Source organism: Pseudoalteromonas sp. TAE79 (assembly GCF_000498015.1).
In the GTDB taxonomy this organism is placed as follows: domain Bacteria; phylum Pseudomonadota; class Gammaproteobacteria; order Enterobacterales; family Alteromonadaceae; genus Pseudoalteromonas.
This window is the reverse complement of sequence record NZ_AUTL01000128.1, coordinates 35,364-56,965: the sequence shown is the minus strand read 5'-3', so window position 1 is coordinate 56,965 and position 21,602 is coordinate 35,364. Positions and strand designations below refer to the sequence as shown.

Sequence of the window (21,602 nt, the reverse complement as noted above, 5' to 3'; positions counted from 1 at the left end):
AAGGATGGCTTAAGTTACAAGCCATCCTGGAAGGCTACGATTTAGCAAAATCTCTTGAGTCAGACTTGTGATCAAGAGACAGCAATAAAGCCTTTTTGATTATTGTTTAATTTTTATAATTGCCACTCTCTGGCTATCAACTCACTTGGTTGACTCGTTAACCACTCTTGCGGGCGTAAGTAATACTGATATAGGTTAGCTTCTGGGCTACTTGGCTCTGGTTTATAGTTATATTCCCAGCGTGCAAGTGGTGGCATAGACATTAATATAGACTCAGTGCGCCCGCCACTTTGTAATCCAAATAAAGTGCCCCTATCCCATACTAAATTAAACTCAACGTAGCGCCCGCGACGATAAAGCTGAAAATCACGTTGTTGCTCTGTGTATTCGTCATTTTTGCGACGTTCAATAATAGGTAAATAGGCATCTAAAAATCCATTACCCACCGATTGCATAAACGCAAAGCTTTGCTCAAACCCTAGCTCATTCAAATCATCAAAAAATAGTCCACCCACGCCACGTGTTTCATCGCGGTGTTTAAGATAAAAATATTCATCGCACCAGGTTTTGTATTTTGGATAAATGTCGCTGCCAAAAGGCGCACAAATGTCGTGAGCAACTTGATGCCAATGTTGTACGTCTTCTAATACTGGATAAAAAGGAGTGAGATCAAACCCGCCACCAAACCACCATATTGGCTCTTCGCCTTCTTTTTCAGCTATAAAAAAGCGCACATTGGCATGACTTGTTGGTACATGAGGGTTTTTAGGATGAATAACTAACGACACACCACATGCATGAAAGCTGCGTCCTGCAAGCTCTGGTCTATGTGCTGTTGCAGAGCCTGGCATTGAAGCGCCAAATACGTGTGAGTAATTAACTCCGCCTTGCTCTATTACAGTGCCATTTGTGGTTACACGTGTACGACCACCACCACCTTCTGCTCGCTGCCAGTTATCTTCTATAAATTTAGCACTGCCATCTGCAGCCTCCAAACCTTGGCAAATAGTGTCTTGCAAAGCCATAAAGTAGGCTTTTACTTGATCTAATAATTCGCTTTGCATATTAACCTCTAAATATTTTGCCAGTCATGGCGTCTTTTATTGTGCTTGGTTGAGTATTACCACCTAACGGCTCGTCAACGTAAAAGCCAACTTGTTCTGCAAATTGCGCTTTGGCTTGCTCAATACTAATTACCGTTTCTTGGCCGGTTAAGTTTGCACTGGTTGATACTAATGGCTTACCAAACTCTTGGCATAAACGCTTTACTGTTGGATGGTTTGTTACTCTTACTGCAATGGTATCAAACTGCCCTGTGAGCCATTTAGGCGTATTTTTAGATGCAGGCATCACCCATGTAATTGCAGCAGGCCAACTCGAAAAAATATCAGCGCGTTTATCCATTGGTATTTTTGCATCATCTACGTATTTTAATAATTGTCCGTAGTTATCAGCGATTAAAATAAGCCCTTTTTCAACCGGGCGCTGCTTAATAGCTAATAGTGCTTCAACGGCTTGTTGATTATCTGGATCACAACCTAAACCATATACAGCTTCTGTTGGGTATAAAATAACTTCGCCTTGCGTTAAGCATGTTATTGCAGTGGGCGTATTTGAAAGGTCTGACAAAGTAGTCTCCAGATATAATTAAACGTTATTCAGTTGGGGTGAGCTTATGCATGCAGCTTTTTTGTGGGCATTGCAATAATATGCCGTTTGCCATATTTCTTTCTATGACGATAGGCCAGTCACATTCAGGACACGGATGTTCAACCGGTTTATTATTAAGCGTGTATTTACAGCTTGGATAACAATCACAAGAATAAAATACTTTACCAAACTTATTACTGCGCGCGACTAAATGACCTTTTTTGCATTTAGGGCAACTAGGCAAAGTATCTTCGCTTTGCTTTTCTTCATTTTCGTTAGCAATGTAATGACACTCTGGATAACCCGTACACCCAATAAACATACCATAGCGGCCATTTTTAACCACCAGCGGTTTGCTACACTGCGGGCATGCTGAATCTTCTAATATTTTGATTTCGTTACTGTCGTGATGTGCCAGCGGCCTAATAAAGTCGCATTTGGGATAACTTGCGCATCCTAGAAAAGGGCCTGATTTACTATTGCGGATCACTAACTCTGAACTACACTGTGGGCATATCTCGTATTCTTTTTCGAGGGCGTGCTTGTTCGCCGAGAAAAGCGAATGGTCGATTTTACTCATGGTGATCCTAATAGGTTGGTGAATTTTCGCCTAATATACCCAAACCACTTAAAGATACAAGCAATGCCGTGCTTATCCTTTTAAGTAATTTGAGTACAATTAAGATAATTATCTCTAATGAAGAAGTTCGCTGGGTTCATCAAAAATCAAATCTTCCATTTGCTCATATGCCTCTTCAGAGCCAGGAACGTTAAACAAGATCATAAGTACAATCCACTTTAAGTCTTCTAGGCTTATAGTTGGTTTATCGAGAGAGGCTAAACAGTCCATTACCATTTCACGTGTTACATTGTTAATTACGCCTATTTGTTCAATAAACATTAAAAAGCCACGACACTCAGCGCTGAGCCTTTGGCATTCACTATCGGTAAATATACGCACAGCATCTTTAGGGTTAGCAATAAGATAAGGAGACTCATCGCTGTGTTGTAAATCGGCTAGTTGCTCTAACCAATCAAGAGCTTTAAATATCTCAGGCTTATTAAAGCCCGCACGCAGTAGCTCATCGGTTAACTCATTTTGCTCTGCAAATATATCCGCTTCGCTATGAATGTAATTTTCAAAAAGATACAAAAGAATATCAAACATATTACCTTCCTGCGCTTAACTTGATGTAACCATCTAACACTCGCTCAATCTGATCGTCTAATTCTAAATCGAGCAACCTACTGAGTACTTTATCTATTGGCCACTGCGCACGACGCACAATGTCATCTACACTGGTTACTTCAAAGCCAATACTATTTAAAACCTCACATTGAGAATTGGCTTGAATCGGCTGCTCTTTATTACATACATTATTGTCGTAAGTAAAACTCACCTCATCAAGAATGTCAGCCACGTTTTCTACCAGCTTAGCACCTTGCTTTATTAAAAAGTGACTTGCCTGCGCTAACGGGTTTTTAATAGAACCCGGTACTGCAAATACCTCTTTATTTTGTTCAAGCGCATAGCGTACTGTAATTAACGAACCACTTTTAATTTCAGCCTCAACAATAAGCACCCCTAACGATAACCCAGAAATAATACGATTACGGCGCGGAAAGTTGTGCGCATGAGCAGCTGTGCCTGGTAAAAACTCACTCACCAGCAGGCCGTTTTCTAAAACTTGGTCTGTTAATAGTTTATGGCGTTTGGGGTAGTAAATATCAACCCCAGTACCAAGCACAGCTATGGTTTTACCTGTACCAGCAAGAGAACCTTTGTGTGCTGCACCATCTATTCCCCGCGCCATGCCTGAAGTAACTGTAATACCCGCCAAAGTTAACTCGTATGCAAATTCTGAGGCTATTTCAAGCCCGGTAGGTGTAGCATTACGGCTGCCAACAATTGCAATCTGTGGAGTTGATAATAACGAGACATCTCCCCTGCAAAAGAGTAATAAAGGCGCACTGGCAATCTGCCGGAGATCTTCTGGGTAAAGCGCATCAAAAATACAGACAACAGTAATGTTGTTCAGCGCTATTAATTGCTCATAATGACTGACTTGTTGCCAATTAGTGTTGAGTAAATTACTCGCTTGATTAGCGGTTAACCCAAGCTGTAAAAGCTTGTCATGGGATAAGTCGAATAACGACCCAAGGGAATAGTTTGTAGATAGTGCTAAAAGGGTTTTTATACCCAACCCTTTACACATATAAAAGGCAAGCCAGTGGGCTAGCTTGCCAGATGACTGATCCATGCTCTCTCCTAGAGCACCGACTCGCTACTTCTTAATGAATAACTGCAATATCTCCAATGCGAATTGGGTGCTGGTTTTTAGTTATTAATGCATAACTTACTTTGTCATACACTTTAAAGACAATTAGCTCACCAACTTTTTCTTTAGGCATGGTCCACGTTGTGTTTTGTTCGTCAGACTCATCACCAAATAATTGGCTCACATCAGATAAAAGCTTCTCATATTTACTAGAATCTTCTGGATAACGAGGGCCACGAGGACCATCAATAACCGTTGGTGATTGACGCTCTAGATCTAATACATGACCCGCTTCTATATTTTGTTCACTTCCTAAGTTTAGCACCACAACATCCATTGTGCTGAATTCTCTAACTTCGCGTGGTGAAGCAATAATATTACCTGTTACAGGTTCTAAAGGACGGTGTATATCAAAGTACGCAGGAAGCATTTGGCCTTCCATTGCCGGCATTAAAAAATCACCTTGCTGAATTTCTCGTTTAACAGACTCAACGCGTAATGACGAAGGCACGCCATTTTTCTCATCGCCCGCCCTAAAAGCACGTGCTATACCCACGTAAGATGCACGCGTTGCTAACACTTCACCGGTTAAATCAGTGTAGGGGTCACCTTTATGGTAAATAGCATATGCTTTATGTACTTGTAAGTCGCCTTTAACATATAAAATATGGCCTAGCGTTTGTGTTTTAGTGTTTTCGTTAGCACCTAAAATATAAGGTTTGCCTTTAATATCATCACTGTTCATTGCTTGCTCGTAACTGATATAAGGTTTAATCATTTCAAGCGGCAAGGTAGTAATAGCATTACGCCCTTTTGGTGTAATACGCCGCTGAGGAGATAACTTTCTATATCCTTTATTGATCACTAAACGTGGGTTTCCATCTGCATCGTATATCAGCGCTAATGCATCGCCGGGGTAAATTAGGTGCGGGTTGTCAATTTGTGGATTCATTTGCCAAAGTTCAGGCCATAGCCAAGGCTCATCTAAATAGATGCCAGAAATATCCCAAAGTGTATCGCCTTTTTTTACAACATACTGTTTTGGTGCATCTTTTTTTATTTTAAGTACGTCAGCAACTGCGGGGAATGCAGCACTTAACGTAAGCATGATTGCAAGTAATGGAGATTTCATTGAGCTTCCTTGTATTGTTTTTTCATTATTATTGCCCAAAACCTGTTAAAGGTGAACGCGAATGGCTAAAATAAGAGCATACAATACCCTAAATTAAGCACAAGTGAAAAAGGTAACTATGGCTAGGTTAGAAGTTTTAAGATTTCCAGATGAACGTTTACGTACTGTAGCAAAAGATGTTGTACAAGTTGACGACACAGTACGCCAAATTGTAAAAGACATGCTAGAGACAATGTACGATGAAAATGGCATTGGTCTTGCGGCCACGCAAGTAGATATTCATCAACGAATCGTTGTTATTGATGTATCAGAAGAGCGCAATGAGCCACTGGTATTAATTAATCCACAAATCATTAAAAAAGACGGCTCTACCGTTAGCGAAGAAGGCTGTTTATCAGTACCTAACTCGTATGCAAAAGTAGATCGCGCAGAAACAGTAACAGTCGCAGCACTTAACGAAAACGGTGAAGAATTTGTACTAGATGCAGATGAATTATTGGCTATTTGTATTCAACATGAACTAGATCACCTTCAAGGTAAGCTATTCATTGATTACTTATCTCCATTAAAGCGCCAACGTATTCGTAAAAAGCTTGAAAAAGAAGCCAAGTTTGCAGAACAGTAATAAGCACCTTAGGAAAACTCAGTGACTCAACCATTACGCATTATATTTGCCGGTACGCCAGACTTTGCCGCACGTCATTTACAAGCGCTGATACAAAGCGAACACAAAATAGTGGGTGTATATAGCCAGCCAGATCGCCCTGCAGGTCGTGGTAAAAAATTAAAAGCCAGTGAAGTGAAAGAGCTAGCGCTTGAGCACAACTTACCGGTTTTTCAGCCACAGTCATTAAAAAATGATGAAGCACTAGCTGAGCTAACAAGCTTAAATGCCGACATTATGATTGTTGTAGCATATGGCTTAATTTTACCTAAAGCTATTTTAGAAGCGCCACGTTTAGGTTGTTTAAATGTGCATGGCTCTATATTACCGCGCTGGCGCGGTGCTGCACCTATTCAACGCGCAATTTGGGCAGGTGATGAACAAACCGGCGTAACAATAATGCAAATGGATGAAGGGCTAGATACCGGCGATATGCTACATATAAGCCGCTGCCCTATTAGCACAACAGAAACTAGCGCAAGCTTATATACAAAGCTTGCTGAGCTAGGTCCAGATGCGTTAATTGAAACCATTAATAAATTAGCTAATGGTGAGATCACCCCTGAACCTCAAAACGATGAACTTGCTAACTACGCTAAAAAGCTTTCTAAAGAAGAAGCTGATATCGACTGGTCCATGAGTGCGCTTCAAATCGAGCGAAACATTCGCTCTTTTAACCCGTGGCCAATGTGCTTTACCCAAATGGGTGGGCAAACAGTAAAGATTCATCAAGCGCAGGTTATGCTGCAATCAGGTGATCCTGGGCAAATTTTATCAAGCGACAAAAATGGCGTAGTAGTGGCGTGTGGCGAACACGCTTTATGTATTACGCAATTACAGCCGCAAGGTAAAAAACCAATGGCAATTAACGACTTTTTAAATGGTCGTAGTGACTGGGTTACTCCTGGCACAATATTAGGCGAAAACAATGAGTAATGTTCCAAACGTACGAGCGCTTGCCGCTGAAACTTTATATAACGTAGTTGATAAAGGCGCATCGCTTAATCAAGAACTTCCATTTGCAAGCCAAGGCTTGCCGCCTAAAGATAAAGCGTTGCTACAGCAAATTTGTTATGGCGTTTTACGCTACTTACCGAGCCTTGAAAATTACTGCCAACACTTAGTAGAGCAGCCATTAAAAGGTAAACGTAGAATATTTCAGTTTTTATTATACGTAGGTATTTATCAACTGCAGCATATGCGCGTACCACCTCATGCTGCCATTTCAGAAACGGTTAACGCACTGGCTCAACTACGCGCTTTAGGATTAAAAGGGCTGATAAACGCCATTTTACGTAGCTTTCAGCGTCAACAAGCTGAGCTTGAAGAAAAAGCGAAGCTTATTCCGGTATGTTTATACAACCATCCAAATTGGTTTATTAAACAGGTGCAAACAGCCTACCCAGATAGCTGGGAAGCACTACTTGAAGAAAACCAGCAACAAGCGCCAATGTGGCTTCGTGTCAATCAAGCCCAATTTAGCACGCAAGAATACAGCGACATGCTTAGCGCTAACGATATTGAACACACCTTAAACCCTGATTTTATTGATGGGATTAAACTTGCCAAACCACGTGATGTATTTTCGTTACCTGAGTTTGATACAGGTGCATGTTCAGTACAAGATGCTGCAGCACAGTTAGCAGCCCGTTTTTTAGAACCTAAAGCAGACGACTATATTTTGGATGCCTGCGCCGCCCCTGGCGGTAAAACATGTCATATTTTAGAGCTTGCTGATGCAGATGTACTTGCACTAGATAGCGACTCAACTCGCCTTGAACGTGTTAAGCAAAACTTAACTCGTATTGGCTTAGGTGCAGACCTACAATGTGGCGACGCATCACAACCACATACTTGGTGGGATGAAAAATTATTTGATCGTATTTTGCTTGATGTGCCTTGTTCGGCCACTGGCGTAATTCGCCGTCACCCTGATATAAAATGGTTACGTCGCGCATCAGACATCGAAGACTTAGCTAAGTTACAAAGCGATATTCTTGATAGCATTTGGCCACTGTTAAAACCAGGTGGCACATTGGTATATGCTACGTGTTCGGTTCTTCCACAAGAAAACCAACAGCAAGTTGCTAAGTTTTTAGCTAATAATGATGATGTAGAACATATACCTCTACACGAAAACGATACCGTAACAACGCCAGGTTTGCAGTTACTGCCCGGTGAAAGTGATGGATTTTATTACGCTAAGCTAGTTAAAAAAGCCTAATAGCCGTACACTTAATAGTTAGCCATTTATGAAACATTAAATGGCTATTTTTTTAATTAAATTATGATCAATACCACGGGTAAATAATGAAAATAATTATACTCGGTGCCGGGCAAGTTGGTGCTACGCTTGCTGAAAACTTAGTTGGCGAACAAAACGAAATTACCGTTGTTGATATAGACGGTAACCGATTACGTGAACTTCAAGATAAGTACGACTTACAAGGGGTTATGGGCCACAGCGCGCATCCTGATGTATTACGCCGCGCAGGTGCTGAAGATGCCGATATGATTATTGCGGTAACCAGTTCAGATGAAGTGAACATGGTTGCATGCCAAGTGGCGTACAGTATTTTTAAAACGCCCACTAAAATTGCCCGCATTCGCTCAGAGCAATATTTAAAGTACCGCGAAAAACTATTTCAAAACGATGATTTACCAATCGATCATTACATTGCTCCCGAAGCACTGGTCACTAAGTATATTCGCCGTTTAATTGACTACCCTGGTGCTCTGCAAGTATTGCAGTTTGCTGATGGCATGCTCTCGTTAGTAGCCGNCCGTAAAAGCTTACTATGGCGGTTTACTTGTAGGTTATGCGTTATCTGCACTTAAAGAGCATATTCCTAATGTAGAAACCCGTGTTGCAGCTATTTATCGTCAAGGTAAAGCAATAAAACCATTGGGTACCACCGTTATTGAAGCCGATGATGAAGTGTTTTTTATTGCTGCTACCAAACATATTCGCGCAGTAATGAACGAGCTACAAAAACTAGAGCGTTCGTACAAAAAAATTATGATAGCTGGTGGCGGTAACATTGGGGCAGGCCTTGCCCGCTCACTTGAAAAAAACCACACGGTTAAATTAATTGAACGCACTAGAGAGCGTGCCGAGCAACTCTCGGAAATGCTCGATAACACGGTCGTTTTTTGTGGTGACGCATCTGATCAAGAACTGCTCTCAGAAGAGCATATTGAACAAGTAGATGTGTTTATTGCCGTAACCAACGACGATGAAGCAAACATTATGTCAGCCATGCTTGCAAAACGTATGGGCGCACAAAAAACCATGGTGCTTATCCAGCGTGGTGCTTACGTTGATTTGGTACAAGGCGGCGAAATAGATATTGCCATATCGCCGCAGCAAGCCACTATATCGGCATTGCTTACTCATGTACGCCGTGGTGATATTGTTAATGTGTACTCATTACGCAAAGGTGCAGCAGAAGCAATTGAAGCCGTTGCTCATGGCGATGAAAACACTTCAAAAGTGGTTGGCCGTGCTATTGCCGACATTAAACTCCCTGCTGGTACTACTATTGGCGCAATAGTACGTAACGACGATGTACTGATAGCCCACGATGATACAATTATTATGTCGGGCGATCATGTCATTATGTTTCTAATCGACAAGAAACACATTACCGTTGTAGAAAAGCTATTCCAGGTAAGTGCTATATTCTTATAATTATTTGGCGTAAACGCAAAAAAGCCGCTGACTAAGGCGGCTTTAGTGGAGTATCTTCGAATATTGATTACTGTACCTTTGAAAACTCTTCTTTAGAGATTTCACCATTTCCATCAGTATCTAAATCATCAAAAATCTTTACAAGCTGAGGGTTAACCTTTGCTTCTTCCATTGTAATCGCACCGTCGCCATCTGCATCAAAAGAGGCAAAGTCCACTGCTGCATATGCTGCTGATGAAGATGCTAAAACGATAACTGCAAGTGTTGTATTGAATGTTTTCATAATAATATTCCTAGTAATATGGGAAGTCCTTTTCAAAGATCCCTGACTGTGAAAAATGTTTAACCTAAAGAGGTTAATTAGTAATTAGCAAACTCTTCTTTAGAAAGCTCGCCGCTACCGTCGGTATCTAGCTCAATAAACTCGGCCATTAAATCTGTATCAACTGCCGCTTCACTTGGGCTAATTGTGCCGCTACCATCAATATCAAGGCTGTCAAAACCTGATGCTGCAAATGCAGCAGAAGAAGACGCTAGTGCTATAAGTGCTAATGCTTTATTTAAATTTTTCATAACTTAATCCTTCAATGTTCTATCAAAAAAATTGCTTCGTTTAACTTAAAACGTAATTTTTCACTTCCTTGTTATCCTCTTTCGTAAGCTCCCTTGCCTACTTAGGTTGTCTTTGGCAACTCAGGATAAATACTTTAAATTAAGCTTCTGAAAATTCTTCTTTTGATAACTCACCATTTTGGTCAGTATCAAGTTCTGAGAACATACTCATTAGCTTTGCATCTACTGATGCTTCTGCTTGGCTAATTGTGCCACTGCCATCCACATCTAATGTATCGAAATCTGTTGCTGCAAACGCGGCTGAAGAAGATGCTAGTGCCACAAGTGCTAATGCTTTATTTAATGTTTTCATAACGTGTATCCTTCAATTTTTTGAGTAATGTGGGGCTCTTAGTAGCGCCCCAGAGTTTTAAGCTTATACTTGTGAAAACTCTTCTTTAGATAGTTCGCCGTCTTGGTCTGTATCAAGTTCAGAGAACATGCTCATTAATTTTGCGTCTACTGATGCTTCTGCTTGGCTAATTGTGCCACTGCCATCCACATCAAGTGTGTCAAAGTCTGTTGCAGCAAAAGCGGCTGAAGAAGATGCAATAGCGATAAGTGCTAAAGTTTTATTAATGCTTTTCATAATATGTATCCTTCAAATTTATGTGTGCGATTAAGTATTTCACTTTGAATCACGATTTCGTTCAGTACACCTAGGGTATAACAAATTAGATGCCAACATTTAAAAGCTATTAAATTTCAGATAGTTAAATGTAAAACTCATAAAAAGAAGGGATTTTTAAAGTAATTACTGTTGCCTTTTAGCAACGCACTTCAGAGTGGATACATTAAAACTATTAAAAACATATAGTTATGTTTAGATAAAAAGATACATTTTTAAATGTATGGAAATTAAAGAAGGGGATTTATAGAATAATTCAGATAAATTTTAACGAGGTAGATTTAATAACACAAAAAATAATACGTAATGCACTGTTTTATTTAAATAATATATTTAATTATATAAAAACAAAAAATACTTTATAAATACTCACGTAAAACGCCATTTTGTTGCAAATAAGCGAAAAACGATTTATTCAACGGTGGGCTCAAGCGCAGATGGGTCTATAAAATGCTCTTTCATAAAGGTTTTCATTTCATCCTCGCTTGCTAGTAGCTTAATTCCACAACGCACGCCTGCGACATGTTCCTTAGCACTGCAAATTTCGCCTTCAAAACTTTTATCGCTGCTATTGAGTATTACTGTGCATTGCATATCTTTAATATTTTCATCTTGCTGATCACCTCTAATATCAAACATTACTCCTGTTAGCGAAATGTCTTTAATGAGGCCTTCAAGTATTCTGTCGTCACTTAGCTTTAGCTTTGCAGGTAATAAGGTAGGTATACGCGTTTGCGAGCGCAGTGCAAATAACTGCACCTGCTTAGGATAGTTAATAAATATAAGCTTAGCAGGGTGAGACGCAACCGACATTATTTGTTGGCGAAACGCTATAACTTGCCCACCACTACCTTCAATTAATGCTCTAACAACAACCATTACACCATCACGTAAATAGTCACTACTAGCAGGTAAACGTCTAGAGTTTGGGTAATTTAAAATAATAAATTTATTTTCAAGCAAACCAACAAACTCGGTTTTTACACGTTTACTGTCGGTTGGGGTTAATATTTCTAAATCGACCAAACCACTTGTAGTTAGTTGATGTAATTTGTCTAGATTTGAAGTTGGCATATCCCTTTCCCACTAACTTGTATATTAAAATTTAAACGACTCGTTTAACCACGCCAAAATGTAGGCGTAAATAGCACTAATAAGGTAAATATTTCTAGGCGACCAAACACCATTGCAATGGTCAGTAACCATTTAGCCCCATCGGTTATAGCACCATAATGCGATGCTACATCTCCTAAACCTGGGCCTAAGTTATTTAAACAAGCAGCAGTGGCTGAGAACGCAGTTATGTTATCCATACCCGTGCCCATAAGCGCTAACATAATAATAATAAATACCAGCGCATAAGCAGAGAAAAAACCCCACACAGCTTCTACTACTTTATCTGGCAACGCCTTACGACCCAGCTTGATTGAATATATAGCACGAGGATGCACTAAACGATTGAGCTCACGCACACCCTGTAAATAAAGTAAGAACACGCGCACTACTTTCATGCCACCACCGGTAGAGCCTGCACAGCCACCAATAAAGCTCGAAAATATAAGTAAAATAGGTAAAAACAATGGCCATGTTGAAAAGTTATCCGTAGCAAAGCCTGCTGTTGTACTCATTGAAACAGCTTGAAATAACGCCTGATCGAGGGTTTCATCGCCATTAGCAAATATTTCGTTAGAGGAAAGTACAGTAAAACAAATAACCACCAGGGCTAATTGAATACACAAAAACACCTTAAACTCTGGGTCTCTGATATAAACTTGTATATTACGACTGGCCACTGCGGCGTAATGCAGGGAGAAGTTAACAGCGGCAATAATTAAAAAGAACACACAAATAAAGTTAATTACAGGGCTGTCAAAGTGACCCATGGAGGCGTCGTAAGTAGAAAAACCACCTATCGCCACCGTTGAGAATGCATGACATATCGCATCAAACCACTCCATCCCTGCAGCCCAATAAGCCAGCATACAAGTAATAGTCAACGACACATAAATATACCAAAGGTGCTTTGCAGTATCGGCAATTCGCGGGGTCATTTTAGAATCTTTTACAGGCCCAGGTATTTCAGCGCGGTACAACTGCATACCACCAACACCTAGCATTGGGAGTATAGCAACAGCGAGTACGATTATACCCATACCGCCAAACCACTGGAGTTGCTGGCGATAAAACAATACCGACTTGGGTAAATACTCAATACCGGTAAGTACTGTAGCGCCGGTGGTTGTTAAGCCAGAAAATGCTTCAAATACCGCATCGGCGAGCGATAAATTAGGTTCTTGTAAAAAGATAAGCGGCAAGGACGCAAACGCCCCAAGTACCAGCCAAAACAAAACAACAATTAAAAAGCCTTCACGTGCTTTTAAATCACCGTTTTCATGGCGGTTTGGGTAATAAGCCATCATGCCAATAACAACACTAAAAATAAATGCTAAAACAAAGGGAACACCACCACCGTCTTTGTATATTAAAGACACCAGTGCCGGAGGCACCATGGTAATACTAAACAGCGCAACAAGTTGGCCAAGAATTTTTATGATGGTACGAAATTGCATTTAGCTTGTCGCTTTTATTATTAGTAAATTCAGGCTGAGTAGTATCAACCAAATTAAATAGGGTCAGTATGCATTATATGCAATTTGTGTAGGTTATTACTCTTTAATAGTTAACTCAACTGCGCCGTGACTTAAATCAAAAATATCTTTGATTGCTTGCTGAGCTTCACGGCTATCGATTGTAATCACCCACTCAATATTAGCAGTAAATTGCTTATCAATATTAAGCACTTGATACTTTGTTTTTAATAACTGCTCAATCGCGCCTTGCATGCTGTACTCGCTACTCCCAGTAATTTCAACGCTGGGAACTTTAAGCACCGTTTGCAATTTTACTAATGCATTATTTAATGAGCCACCATAAGCACGTACTAGCCCGCCGGTGCCTAATTTTATGCCGCCAAAATAACGTGTCACCACGGCAGTGATTTCGCCAAGGCCCGAACCCACCAGCACATTTAACATAGGCTTTCCTGCAGTGCCATTTGGTTCACCATCGTCCGAAAAACCATAAACATGGCTGCCACCGGGGTTGCCTGCCACATGTGCCCAGCAGTTATGGCGTGCATCGCTATACTTTTCTTCAATGCTTTTAATAAATGTTTTTGCTGAATTTAAATCGGGGGTGTGTGCAATGTGGACTATAAACGTACTTTTTTTTATTTCTTCTTGATGAAAAACGTCAGCAGCAGGATATTTATATTCAGACATATTAAAAGCTCAATTAAAAATGGGGCCTAAAGGCCCCGTTCATATGCATATTTTAACGTTTATTCGCTAACTCGTCTTTATAGAAATTAATCGAGCGCTAAATCTCGTGTCATATTCTCTAAGCTATCTTCGTGAACAATAATGTTATCTTCAATACGAATACCGCCAAATGGTTTAAATGACTCAACCTTTTCCCAATTAATAAATTGCTTATTATCGGTTTGCGCTAAATCACCAAGCAGTGAATCAATAAAGTATAAACCAGGCTCAATAGTAAACACTTGGTTTTTTTCGATCAGGCGAGTACAACGCAAGAACGGATGCCCTTCAGGCGATGGTTGATGTGTGCCCTTTTCGTCACTCATAAAACCGCCCATATCATGCACTTGTAAACCTAGGTGATGTCCTAGTCCATGCGGGAAGAAAGTAGATGTAATTTTACGCTCAACAATTTCCTCCGCGGGTAGGTTAACAATTTTAAAGTCACTGAGTATTTGTGCGATACGGTTATGGCATTCAACGTGTAAATCACCATAAAGCATACCCGGCTTTAAACCTTTACCTAACTCGATTTGTTGAACTGTCATCGCTTGTACAAGCTCAGCAAACTCACCCTGCTTTTTAAAATCATACGTACGAGTAATATCAGCAGCGTAACCATTAAAGTTTGCACCGGCATCAATTAAAAATGAGTTGTGGGTGTGTGGCACTTTTGGATCAAAGTGCGTGTAGTGCAAAATAGCGCAGTTTTCGTTAAGCGCAACAATGTTGCCGTACGGCATTTCATTTTCGCTTTGACGTGTCGCCATTAAGTACGCTTGCTGAATATCAAACTCGCTACCACCATTAAAGAATGTATCGCGTGCAGCTTTATGCCCATCTACTGCAATGCGGTTAGCGTTGCGTAAACATTCAAGTTCGTACTGCGTTTTATAAGCGCGGTGGTAATGAAAATAGTTAAGTACAGGCTCAGGGTTCATAATACTAAAACCAAGAGCTTGCGCTACTTCAATGTATTCACCCATGTAAGCGTATTTAGCTTTGTCGTATGGTAATAGCTTTTCTACTTGATCAGGCTGAAGTAGTAGCTCTATATCAAAGTACTCGGCCCAAAAATCACGAGGCTCGTCTGGCACTTTATGCCAAAAATCTACTGGGCGATAAAATATGAGTTTTGGCTTGTCGTTACCATTTACCACAATCCAGCAATGAGGATTGTCAATAACCGGTAACCACGCTTTAAACTGTGGATTAACTTTAAATGGATAATACATATCATCTAAAAACTGGCGCTTAGCTTGGCCTGAATGAATTACTAATCCTTCTAACCCTTCGCTATTACAAATTGTACGAGTACGCTGTTGCAGTGTTGCAATATGTTCGGCGTATAAAACGGCTAATTTATCCATTGTTAATCCATCTGTTAAATTTAACTTGCTATGAGTCTATCACTTATACCAATTGCATTAAATTAATGATCTATTATAGCGATAAGAGAATAGCTTAATAACAAGGCTAAAATTATGATACATAGTTGTTCTATATAAATAATTTTTAACGCAGTTATTGAGTTATTTAATACGCTAGAATGATCATGTTTTTAATAAAATTGGTATTACCCTAAGCGCTCAAAAAAGGGGGATATTTAACATGTAAACATCCCCCTTATTAATACCTATACCTATCGTGTTAAGTTATTGGTCGATTGGTATCATATATTCAACCGCCCATTTTCATTTCGAGTAGCGGCGCTAATACATTACCTTCTCGGCCCATTCTTGTATGGTAAACCTGCCTGTACGCAAATACATTTTTTACGTAATTGCGGGTTTCGCGATACGGAATAAGCTCTACCCATAACTCAGCCGGAATAGCGTCATCAGGTAACCAACGCTTTATACGGTGATAACCCGCATTATAAGAAGCCGTAGCCAGCACTTCATTGCCATGGTTTTTCTTTTTTAAGTATTGTAAGTAACTCGTACCCAACCTAATATTTGTTTTAGGTTGATATAAACGACTACTTGTCACACTGCCTTTATTTACATACTCAGCAGTACTAGGTAATAACTGCATTAAACCACGCGCATTAGCATGCGAGCGTGCATCTGGCGCAAAAGAGCTTTCGCGCCTTGCAATAGCAATACTCCAAGCAACATCTATCTTGCTACGTTTACTGTAGCGCTCAAAAACATCTTGAAACGCAAACGGAAAACGTTGCTCTACATTATCCCATGCTTTAATTTTTGCTAAAGTAAAAATAGTACTGTCGTGCCAACCTAAATCGGTAGATAACTGTGATGCTGCCAGCTTTTCTTCATCGCTGGAGGTATCCGTTAAGTAATTCCATTCACGGCGCGCCGACGTAAAGCGCTCAATATCATAAAGTGCTTTTGCACGCTTAAAGCCTGGTGCATTACTCACTTTATCTACAAGTACCTTATCGACTGCTAAAGGCTGATTATTTAAATCAACGGGCAACCCCAAACGTGCTGCGGCTAAAAAGCCGTAATAATCACGATTAGCCGCTACTTTTTTCCAGATGTCGTCTGCTTTTTGTTGCTCGCCACGTTGTGCATAGCTATAAGCTAACCAATATTGCTGACCAAGACTTAAATTTTCTTTACCTGTAAAAAATGCAGCAATCCCTTCCCAATCTTGGGTTTTGAGCATATTGCCCAATTGCCATTGAATAAGCTTGCTGTCTAGTCGCTCTTTTGGCACTTTATTTAGCCAAAAGCTCGCTTGTTTATGCCCGCTAGAGGCAAGTGACAATGCAAAGGTGTAATACACATCCGCTTTTTCTTCATCGCTGTACTTAAATATTTTTTCTAGCTTTTCCCATGCTTTTAAAGCTAGCTCTTTATCGCGCCAAACCAAACGCTTAACACCATAAATAGCTATTTGCCCTTCTTTAGCCGACTTGTTTTTATATCTATATAATCCAGCGGCTGCGCTTGGATCTTTTCGCACTTTTAAATATAAGTCAGCTAAGTAACGCTCCTTACTTGGTAATAAAGTTTTTAAATAAGGTAATAAGCTTTGCGTTCCGCCTTGTGCAGCAAGTGTTACACGCTTCCAAACCGTTTCTTCTTTCATGTAGCCTTTTTTACGCCACGTAGAAAATAAACTATCACAACCATTAGGTTGCGATTTACCTACAGCCCATAAGTCGGTCACCTGATTTAGAATTGCCTTTTCGGGAGCACCTAAATCAAGCTGAAAATCTAAATAAGTACAAGTAAGCTCCGTATTAGACGTTTCACGATAGTTGCGGATATACGCCGCCTTTTCGTTGTTATCTTTTAAATACTCTAACCACGCTTTACGGACCGGCCACTCAAGCGGCGTATGCTGGTATATATTTAAATAGTCTTCTATCTCTGCCTGATGCTTAATACTCGGGTGACGTTGCCAATATGTTTTTTCAACATAAGGTTTTAACGGATGATTTAGGTTATTAACCGCTTGTTTAAAGTCTTGGTAACTGCCGTACCTTACTTTTTTTTCGGCATCTAAAAATGCATCGTTATCGTTACTTGCCTCGGCAGAATGAAGAGGAAAAATGAATGCAGCTGCCGCAACACTTAGTAAATATTTTTTCATAATGTCCTTTAATAAAAATTAAAGTTGTGAATAAAAACTTTTCAACCACCTTAGCACCAAACCAGCTATATTTTAACCAGTCGATTGTAACCGAGTTAAATTTTTCGTTGCATTTTTAATTTAAAGCAAGCACACTGATTGAAATGCAAACTCATCGTACCAGTCTTAGTTCGTCAACTAGGGAGAATAATAATGTTATATAAAAGCGATTCCTTTGAAGTTAGCTTCCTGAAGGAAAACATCGCCGAGTTTAAGTTTTGTGTTGCAGGTTCTGTAAACACACTATCTCAAAAAACTCTTTCAGATTGCGCAGCAGCATTAAAAGAATTAGCCGCCAATACTGATATTAAAGGCATGATTTTTACCAGTGATAAAGAACACTTTATTATTGGTGCCGATATCTTCGAATTTTTACCTACTTTTACTAAACCTGAAGAAGAATTAGTAGTGTGGATCAAAAACGCAACCGACGTTTTTGATGCGATCGAAGATTTACCATTTCCCACTCTAAGCGCTATAAACGGTATGGCACTTGGCGGTGGTTGTGAGTGGGCACTTGCTACCGATTATCGTGTGGCAAGCGAAACAGCTAAAATGGGCCTACCAGAAGTTAAACTTGGCATAATGCCAGGGTTTGGTGGCACAGTGCGCTTACCACGTATCATTGGCGCCGATAACGCAATGATGTGGATTACCTCAGGCGCCGAAAATCGCGCAGCAGATGCCCTTAAAGTAGGTGCGTTTGACGCGGTAGTTAGTGCTGACAAACTTTTAGAATCAAGTGTATCAACACTTGAGCTAGCGATTTCTGGCAAGTTAGATTGGCAAGCAAAACGCAACGTAAAACTACAACCACTTAAATTAAACCGTGTTGAGCAAGGCATGAGCTTTGCTATGGCAGAAGGTATGGTAATGGGTAAAACCAAAGGCCACTATCCTGCACCGGTTATGGCTGTACGTACTATTAAAGCAGCGGCAAACTGTACTCGCGATGAAGCAATGGCAATCGAAAACGCTAACTTTGCTAAATTAGCACGTACACCAGAAGCAGCTGCACAAACAGGTATTTTCCTAGCTGACCAATACATTAAAGGTAAGGCACGTAAATTTGCTAAGCACAGCGATGTAGAAATTAAGCAAGCCGCTGTATTAGGTGCTGGTATTATGGGAGGCGGTATTGCATACCAGTCTGCTTATAAAGGCACGCCTATTATAATGAAAGACATCCAACAAGATGCACTTGATTTAGGTATGGGTGAAGCGTCTAAGCTATTAGGTGCAAAAGTTAAGCGTGGCCATATGCCAATGGAAAAAATGTTGGCAACTCTTAGCAAAATTAAGCCAACACTTAACGAGTCAGATCTACAAAGTGCCAACATTATTGTTGAAGCCGTTGTAGAAAACCCTAAAGTTAAGCAAGCAGTACTAGCTGATCTTGAAAAGAACATGCCAGAAGGCACTGTACTTACTTCAAACACATCAACTATTTGTATTGATTTACTAGCCCAAGCGCTAGATAAGCCAGAAAACTTCTGTGGTATGCACTTTTTCAATCCAGTGCCAAAAATGCCATTAGTAGAAATTATCCGTGGTGCAAAAACCTCAGATAAAACAATTAATGCAGTAGTTGATTACGCGCTTAAATTAGGTAAATCGCCAATTGTTGTTAACGATTGCCCAGGCTTTTTTGTAAACCGTGTTTTATTCCCTTACTTTGCAGGTTTTAGCAAATTAGTGGTTGAAGGCGCTAACTTTGCAAAAGTAGATAAAGTAATGGAAAACGTATTTGGCTGGCCTATGGGTCCGGCTTACCTACTTGATGTTGTAGGTATTGATACAGCGTTCCATTGTACTGGCGTAATGGCTGACGGTTTCCCTGAGCGTATGGCGCGTGCTGATAAAGACCCTGTGACTATTTTTGCCAACGAAAAACGTTTTGGTCAAAAGAACAAAGCCGGTTTTTACAAATACGAAACAGATCGTCGCGGTCGTCTTAAAAAGTCTCATGACGAGACAGCAATTGAGCTACTAAGCCCAATTACAGACGCACCAAAAGAATTTGATAAACAAGAAATCATCGACCGTTGTATGATTCCAATGATCAACGAAGTGCTACTGTGCTTGCAAGAAGGCATTGTTGCCTCGCCGCAAGAAGCAGATATGGCATTAGTTTACGGTGTTGGTTTCCCTCCATTTAGAGGCGGCGCGTTCCGTTACTTAGATCAAACTGGTTTAGCTAACTTTGTTGCAGCAGCAGACAAATACGCTCACCTAGGTGCGATTTACCAAGTATCTGAACAAACTCGCAAGTGGGCCGAAGAAGGTCGTGTTTTCTATAAGGTGGAAGGTTAATATCATGAATAATCCAGTAATTGTAGATTGTATCCGCACACCAATGGGTCGCTCTAAAAGTGGTGTATTCAAACATAAACGTGCTGAAGACTTAAGCGCACATTTAATGAAAGGCTTACTTGATCGCAACCCAGCAGTTGATCCAGCATCAATTGACGATATTTATTGGGGTTGTGTACAGCAAACATTAGAGCAAGGCTTTAACGTAGCACGTAACGCAGCATTACTTGCCGGTATCCCACACAGCGTACCTGCTGTAACGGTTAACCGTTTATGTGGCTCGTCTATGCAAGCATTGCATGACGCAGCACGCGCAATAATGACAGGCGCTGGCGACACTTACCTAATTGGTGGTGTTGAGCACATGGGTCACGTACCTATGACTCACGGCAACGACTTTCACCCAGGCTTAGCAACATCAATTGCACAAGCGTCTGGCTCTATGGGCTTAACAGCAGAATACCTTGCAACGCTTCATGGCATTAGCCGTGAGCAGCAAGATGAATTTGCTTACCGTTCACATCAACGTGCACAAGCTGCCACAGTTGAAGGCCGTTTCCGTCGCGAAATTTTAGCAATGGAAGGTCACGATGCAGATGGTTCGCTTATCTTAGTTGAAGACGACGAAGTAATTCGCCCAGAAACAACAGTAGAAGGTCTATCAAAGCTTCGCCCTGTATTTAATCCTGCATCGGGTACGGTAACAGCCGGTACGTCTTCTGCACTTTCTGACGGCGCATCTGCAATGTTAGTAATGAGCGAAGAAAAAGCAAAAGAACTTGGTTTACCAATTCGTGCGCGTATTAAAGCAATGGCAGTCGCTGGTTGCGATCCATCAATTATGGGTTACGGCCCAGTACCAGCAAGTAAAAAAGCACTTGCACAAGCCGGTATTACAATTGATGACCTAGGCGTAGTAGAACTTAACGAAGCCTTTGCAGCACAATCATTACCTGTAATGAAAGATTTAGGGTTAATGGATGTTGTTGACGAAAAAGTGAATTTAAATGGCGGCGCAATCGCACTTGGTCACCCACTGGGTTGTTCGGGTTCGCGTATTAGCACATCGCTTATTCACTTAATGGAAGACAAAAATGTACAATACGGTTTAGCAACTATGTGTATTGGTTTAGGCCAAGGCATTGCAACTGTATTTGAACGTGTTCAAGACTAATTAGTTTAAACATGTAAAACCATCTTGGTGATTAAAAAGGCGAACTGATTTTATTCAGTTCGCCTTTTTTATTAGCTTCAATTTATGAAAACGACCTTTATCAAACAAGCATGTAACAGCGTAATTATGTGATCGGGCGTATTATTAAATAAAGCATTTTGAAACTGCTAAAAGCATTAAGTAAAATAGTTAAATTACATTTGAAATTGCGTTAAACTGCCAAACTTATTAATTGCTATACCTAAGCAATCACTTTAATTAAACAGGCCAATTTATTATGAGCTTTGATAATCCCGATCACCAATTAGATGCCATAGGCCTTCGCTGTCCAGAGCCAGTAATGATGGTACGTGCTGCTATTCGTAAAATGAGTGATGGTGAAACGTTATTAATAACTGCTGATGACCCATCAACAACTCGCGACATTCCGAGTTTTTGTACGTTTATGGATCACACGCTGGTGGCTAAAGATGCAGAAGAAGCACCGTATAGATATGTAGTGAAGAAAGGGTTGTAAAGCTATCAGCTATCAG

The 21,602-nt window shown here is 40.4% G+C and carries 21 protein-coding genes and 1 pseudogene; 7 read left to right on the top strand and 15 right to left on the bottom strand.

The genetic code is table 11. The annotated features are described in order from the left end of the window. Nucleotides 1–113: 113 nt before the first annotated feature. The 6 genes from hemF to L655_RS0108710 all read right to left on the bottom strand — a co-directional run bounded on the left by hemF (nucleotide 114) and on the right by L655_RS0108710 (nucleotide 5,061). Nucleotides 114–1,064 (bottom strand): oxygen-dependent coproporphyrinogen oxidase, encoded by a 951-nt coding sequence (hemF, locus tag L655_RS0108735; RefSeq protein WP_024604781.1) that lies wholly within the window; start codon nucleotides 1,062–1,064, stop codon nucleotides 114–116. Between the two features lies 1 nt (nucleotide 1,065). Further along, nucleotides 1,066–1,629 (bottom strand): L-threonylcarbamoyladenylate synthase, encoded by a 564-nt coding sequence (locus tag L655_RS0108730; RefSeq protein WP_004335153.1) that lies wholly within the window; start codon nucleotides 1,627–1,629, stop codon nucleotides 1,066–1,068. A 25-nt stretch (nucleotides 1,630–1,654) separates the two neighbouring features. Then, nucleotides 1,655–2,230, bottom strand: a complete 576-nt coding sequence (locus tag L655_RS0108725; protein ID WP_024604780.1) for a topoisomerase DNA-binding C4 zinc finger domain-containing protein — start codon at nucleotides 2,228–2,230, stop codon at nucleotides 1,655–1,657. A gap of 114 nt (nucleotides 2,231–2,344) precedes the next feature. Next, nucleotides 2,345–2,818, bottom strand: a complete 474-nt coding sequence (locus L655_RS0108720; protein ID WP_004335158.1) for a DUF494 family protein — start codon at nucleotides 2,816–2,818, stop codon at nucleotides 2,345–2,347. Nucleotide 2,819: 1 nt separating this feature from the next. After that, entirely contained in the window at nucleotides 2,820–3,911 is a 1,092-nt protein-coding gene (dprA, locus tag L655_RS0108715; protein ID WP_004335159.1) for a DNA-processing protein DprA, read from the bottom strand. A 31-nt stretch (nucleotides 3,912–3,942) separates the two neighbouring features. Further along, a complete protein-coding gene (locus tag L655_RS0108710; RefSeq protein WP_024604779.1) occupies nucleotides 3,943–5,061 on the bottom strand; it encodes a LysM peptidoglycan-binding domain-containing protein in 1,119 nt (372 codons plus the stop codon). 118 nt (nucleotides 5,062–5,179) lie between these two features. Between L655_RS0108710 and def the strand changes: the two genes are divergently transcribed. The 4 genes and pseudogenes from def (at nucleotide 5,180) to trkA (ending at nucleotide 9,416) form a co-directional block, all read left to right on the top strand. Then, a complete protein-coding gene (gene def / locus L655_RS0108705) occupies nucleotides 5,180–5,686 on the top strand; it encodes a peptide deformylase (RefSeq protein ID WP_004335162.1) in 507 nt (168 codons plus the stop codon). Nucleotides 5,687–5,707: 21 nt separating this feature from the next. Beyond that, complete coding sequence (fmt, locus tag L655_RS0108700; RefSeq protein WP_024604778.1) at nucleotides 5,708–6,661, top strand: methionyl-tRNA formyltransferase; 954 nt, start codon at nucleotides 5,708–5,710, stop codon at nucleotides 6,659–6,661. Next, nucleotides 6,654–7,949, top strand: a complete 1,296-nt coding sequence (rsmB, locus tag L655_RS0108695) for a 16S rRNA (cytosine(967)-C(5))-methyltransferase RsmB (RefSeq protein ID WP_004335167.1) — start codon at nucleotides 6,654–6,656, stop codon at nucleotides 7,947–7,949. The genes fmt and rsmB overlap by 8 nt, the downstream gene beginning before the upstream one ends. 86 nt (nucleotides 7,950–8,035) lie before the next feature. Continuing rightward, nucleotides 8,036–9,416, top strand: a pseudogene (gene trkA, locus L655_RS01000000125340) (Trk system potassium transporter TrkA). Nucleotides 9,417–9,483: 67 nt separating this feature from the next. On the opposite strand, the gene L655_RS0108685 reads toward trkA, so the two are convergent. The 9 genes from L655_RS0108685 to L655_RS0108645 all read right to left on the bottom strand — a co-directional run bounded on the left by L655_RS0108685 (nucleotide 9,484) and on the right by L655_RS0108645 (nucleotide 17,543). Next, nucleotides 9,484–9,699, bottom strand: coding sequence for an EF-hand domain-containing protein (locus L655_RS0108685; RefSeq protein WP_024597191.1), 216 nt, complete (start codon nucleotides 9,697–9,699; stop codon nucleotides 9,484–9,486). Between the two features lie 77 nt (nucleotides 9,700–9,776). Next, on the bottom strand, nucleotides 9,777–9,989 hold the full coding sequence (locus tag L655_RS0108680) for a calmodulin (protein ID WP_024604777.1): 213 nt from the start codon (nucleotides 9,987–9,989) through the stop codon (nucleotides 9,777–9,779). A gap of 139 nt (nucleotides 9,990–10,128) precedes the next feature. After that, entirely contained in the window at nucleotides 10,129–10,341 is a 213-nt protein-coding gene (locus tag L655_RS0108675; protein ID WP_024604776.1) for an EF-hand domain-containing protein, read from the bottom strand. A 63-nt stretch (nucleotides 10,342–10,404) separates the two neighbouring features. After that, nucleotides 10,405–10,617 carry an EF-hand domain-containing protein gene (locus L655_RS0108670; protein WP_024604775.1) on the bottom strand — a complete coding sequence of 71 codons (213 nt, stop codon included), beginning with the start codon at nucleotides 10,615–10,617 and terminating at the stop codon, nucleotides 10,405–10,407. Nucleotides 10,618–11,067: 450 nt separating this feature from the next. Then, nucleotides 11,068–11,730, bottom strand: coding sequence for a flagellar brake protein (locus tag L655_RS0108665; protein ID WP_024604774.1), 663 nt, complete (start codon nucleotides 11,728–11,730; stop codon nucleotides 11,068–11,070). Between the two features lie 44 nt (nucleotides 11,731–11,774). Beyond that, nucleotides 11,775–13,226, bottom strand: coding sequence for a TrkH family potassium uptake protein (locus L655_RS0108660; protein WP_004335179.1), 1,452 nt, complete (start codon nucleotides 13,224–13,226; stop codon nucleotides 11,775–11,777). Nucleotides 13,227–13,322: 96 nt separating this feature from the next. Next, nucleotides 13,323–13,937, bottom strand: coding sequence for a YigZ family protein (locus L655_RS0108655; RefSeq protein ID WP_004335181.1), 615 nt, complete (start codon nucleotides 13,935–13,937; stop codon nucleotides 13,323–13,325). Between the two features lie 86 nt (nucleotides 13,938–14,023). Continuing rightward, nucleotides 14,024–15,346, bottom strand: a complete 1,323-nt coding sequence (gene pepQ, locus L655_RS0108650; RefSeq protein ID WP_024604773.1) for a Xaa-Pro dipeptidase — start codon at nucleotides 15,344–15,346, stop codon at nucleotides 14,024–14,026. 310 nt (nucleotides 15,347–15,656) lie between these two features. Further along, nucleotides 15,657–17,543 carry a transglycosylase SLT domain-containing protein gene (locus tag L655_RS0108645; RefSeq protein ID WP_024604772.1) on the bottom strand — a complete coding sequence of 629 codons (1,887 nt, stop codon included), beginning with the start codon at nucleotides 17,541–17,543 and terminating at the stop codon, nucleotides 15,657–15,659. Nucleotides 17,544–17,735: 192 nt separating this feature from the next. On the opposite strand from L655_RS0108645, the gene fadB reads away from it, so the two are divergent. From fadB to tusA, 3 genes are all read left to right on the top strand, one after another. Then, nucleotides 17,736–19,895 carry a fatty acid oxidation complex subunit alpha FadB gene (gene fadB, locus L655_RS0108640; protein WP_024604771.1) on the top strand — a complete coding sequence of 720 codons (2,160 nt, stop codon included), beginning with the start codon at nucleotides 17,736–17,738 and terminating at the stop codon, nucleotides 19,893–19,895. Nucleotides 19,896–19,899: 4 nt separating this feature from the next. Then, nucleotides 19,900–21,069: an acetyl-CoA C-acyltransferase FadA gene (fadA, locus tag L655_RS0108635; protein WP_024604770.1), complete on the top strand. Its 1,170-nt coding sequence runs from the start codon at nucleotides 19,900–19,902 to the stop codon at nucleotides 21,067–21,069. A 277-nt stretch (nucleotides 21,070–21,346) separates the two neighbouring features. Next, nucleotides 21,347–21,586 carry a sulfurtransferase TusA gene (tusA, locus tag L655_RS0108630; protein WP_007377644.1) on the top strand — a complete coding sequence of 80 codons (240 nt, stop codon included), beginning with the start codon at nucleotides 21,347–21,349 and terminating at the stop codon, nucleotides 21,584–21,586. Nucleotides 21,587–21,602 lie beyond the last annotated feature (16 nt).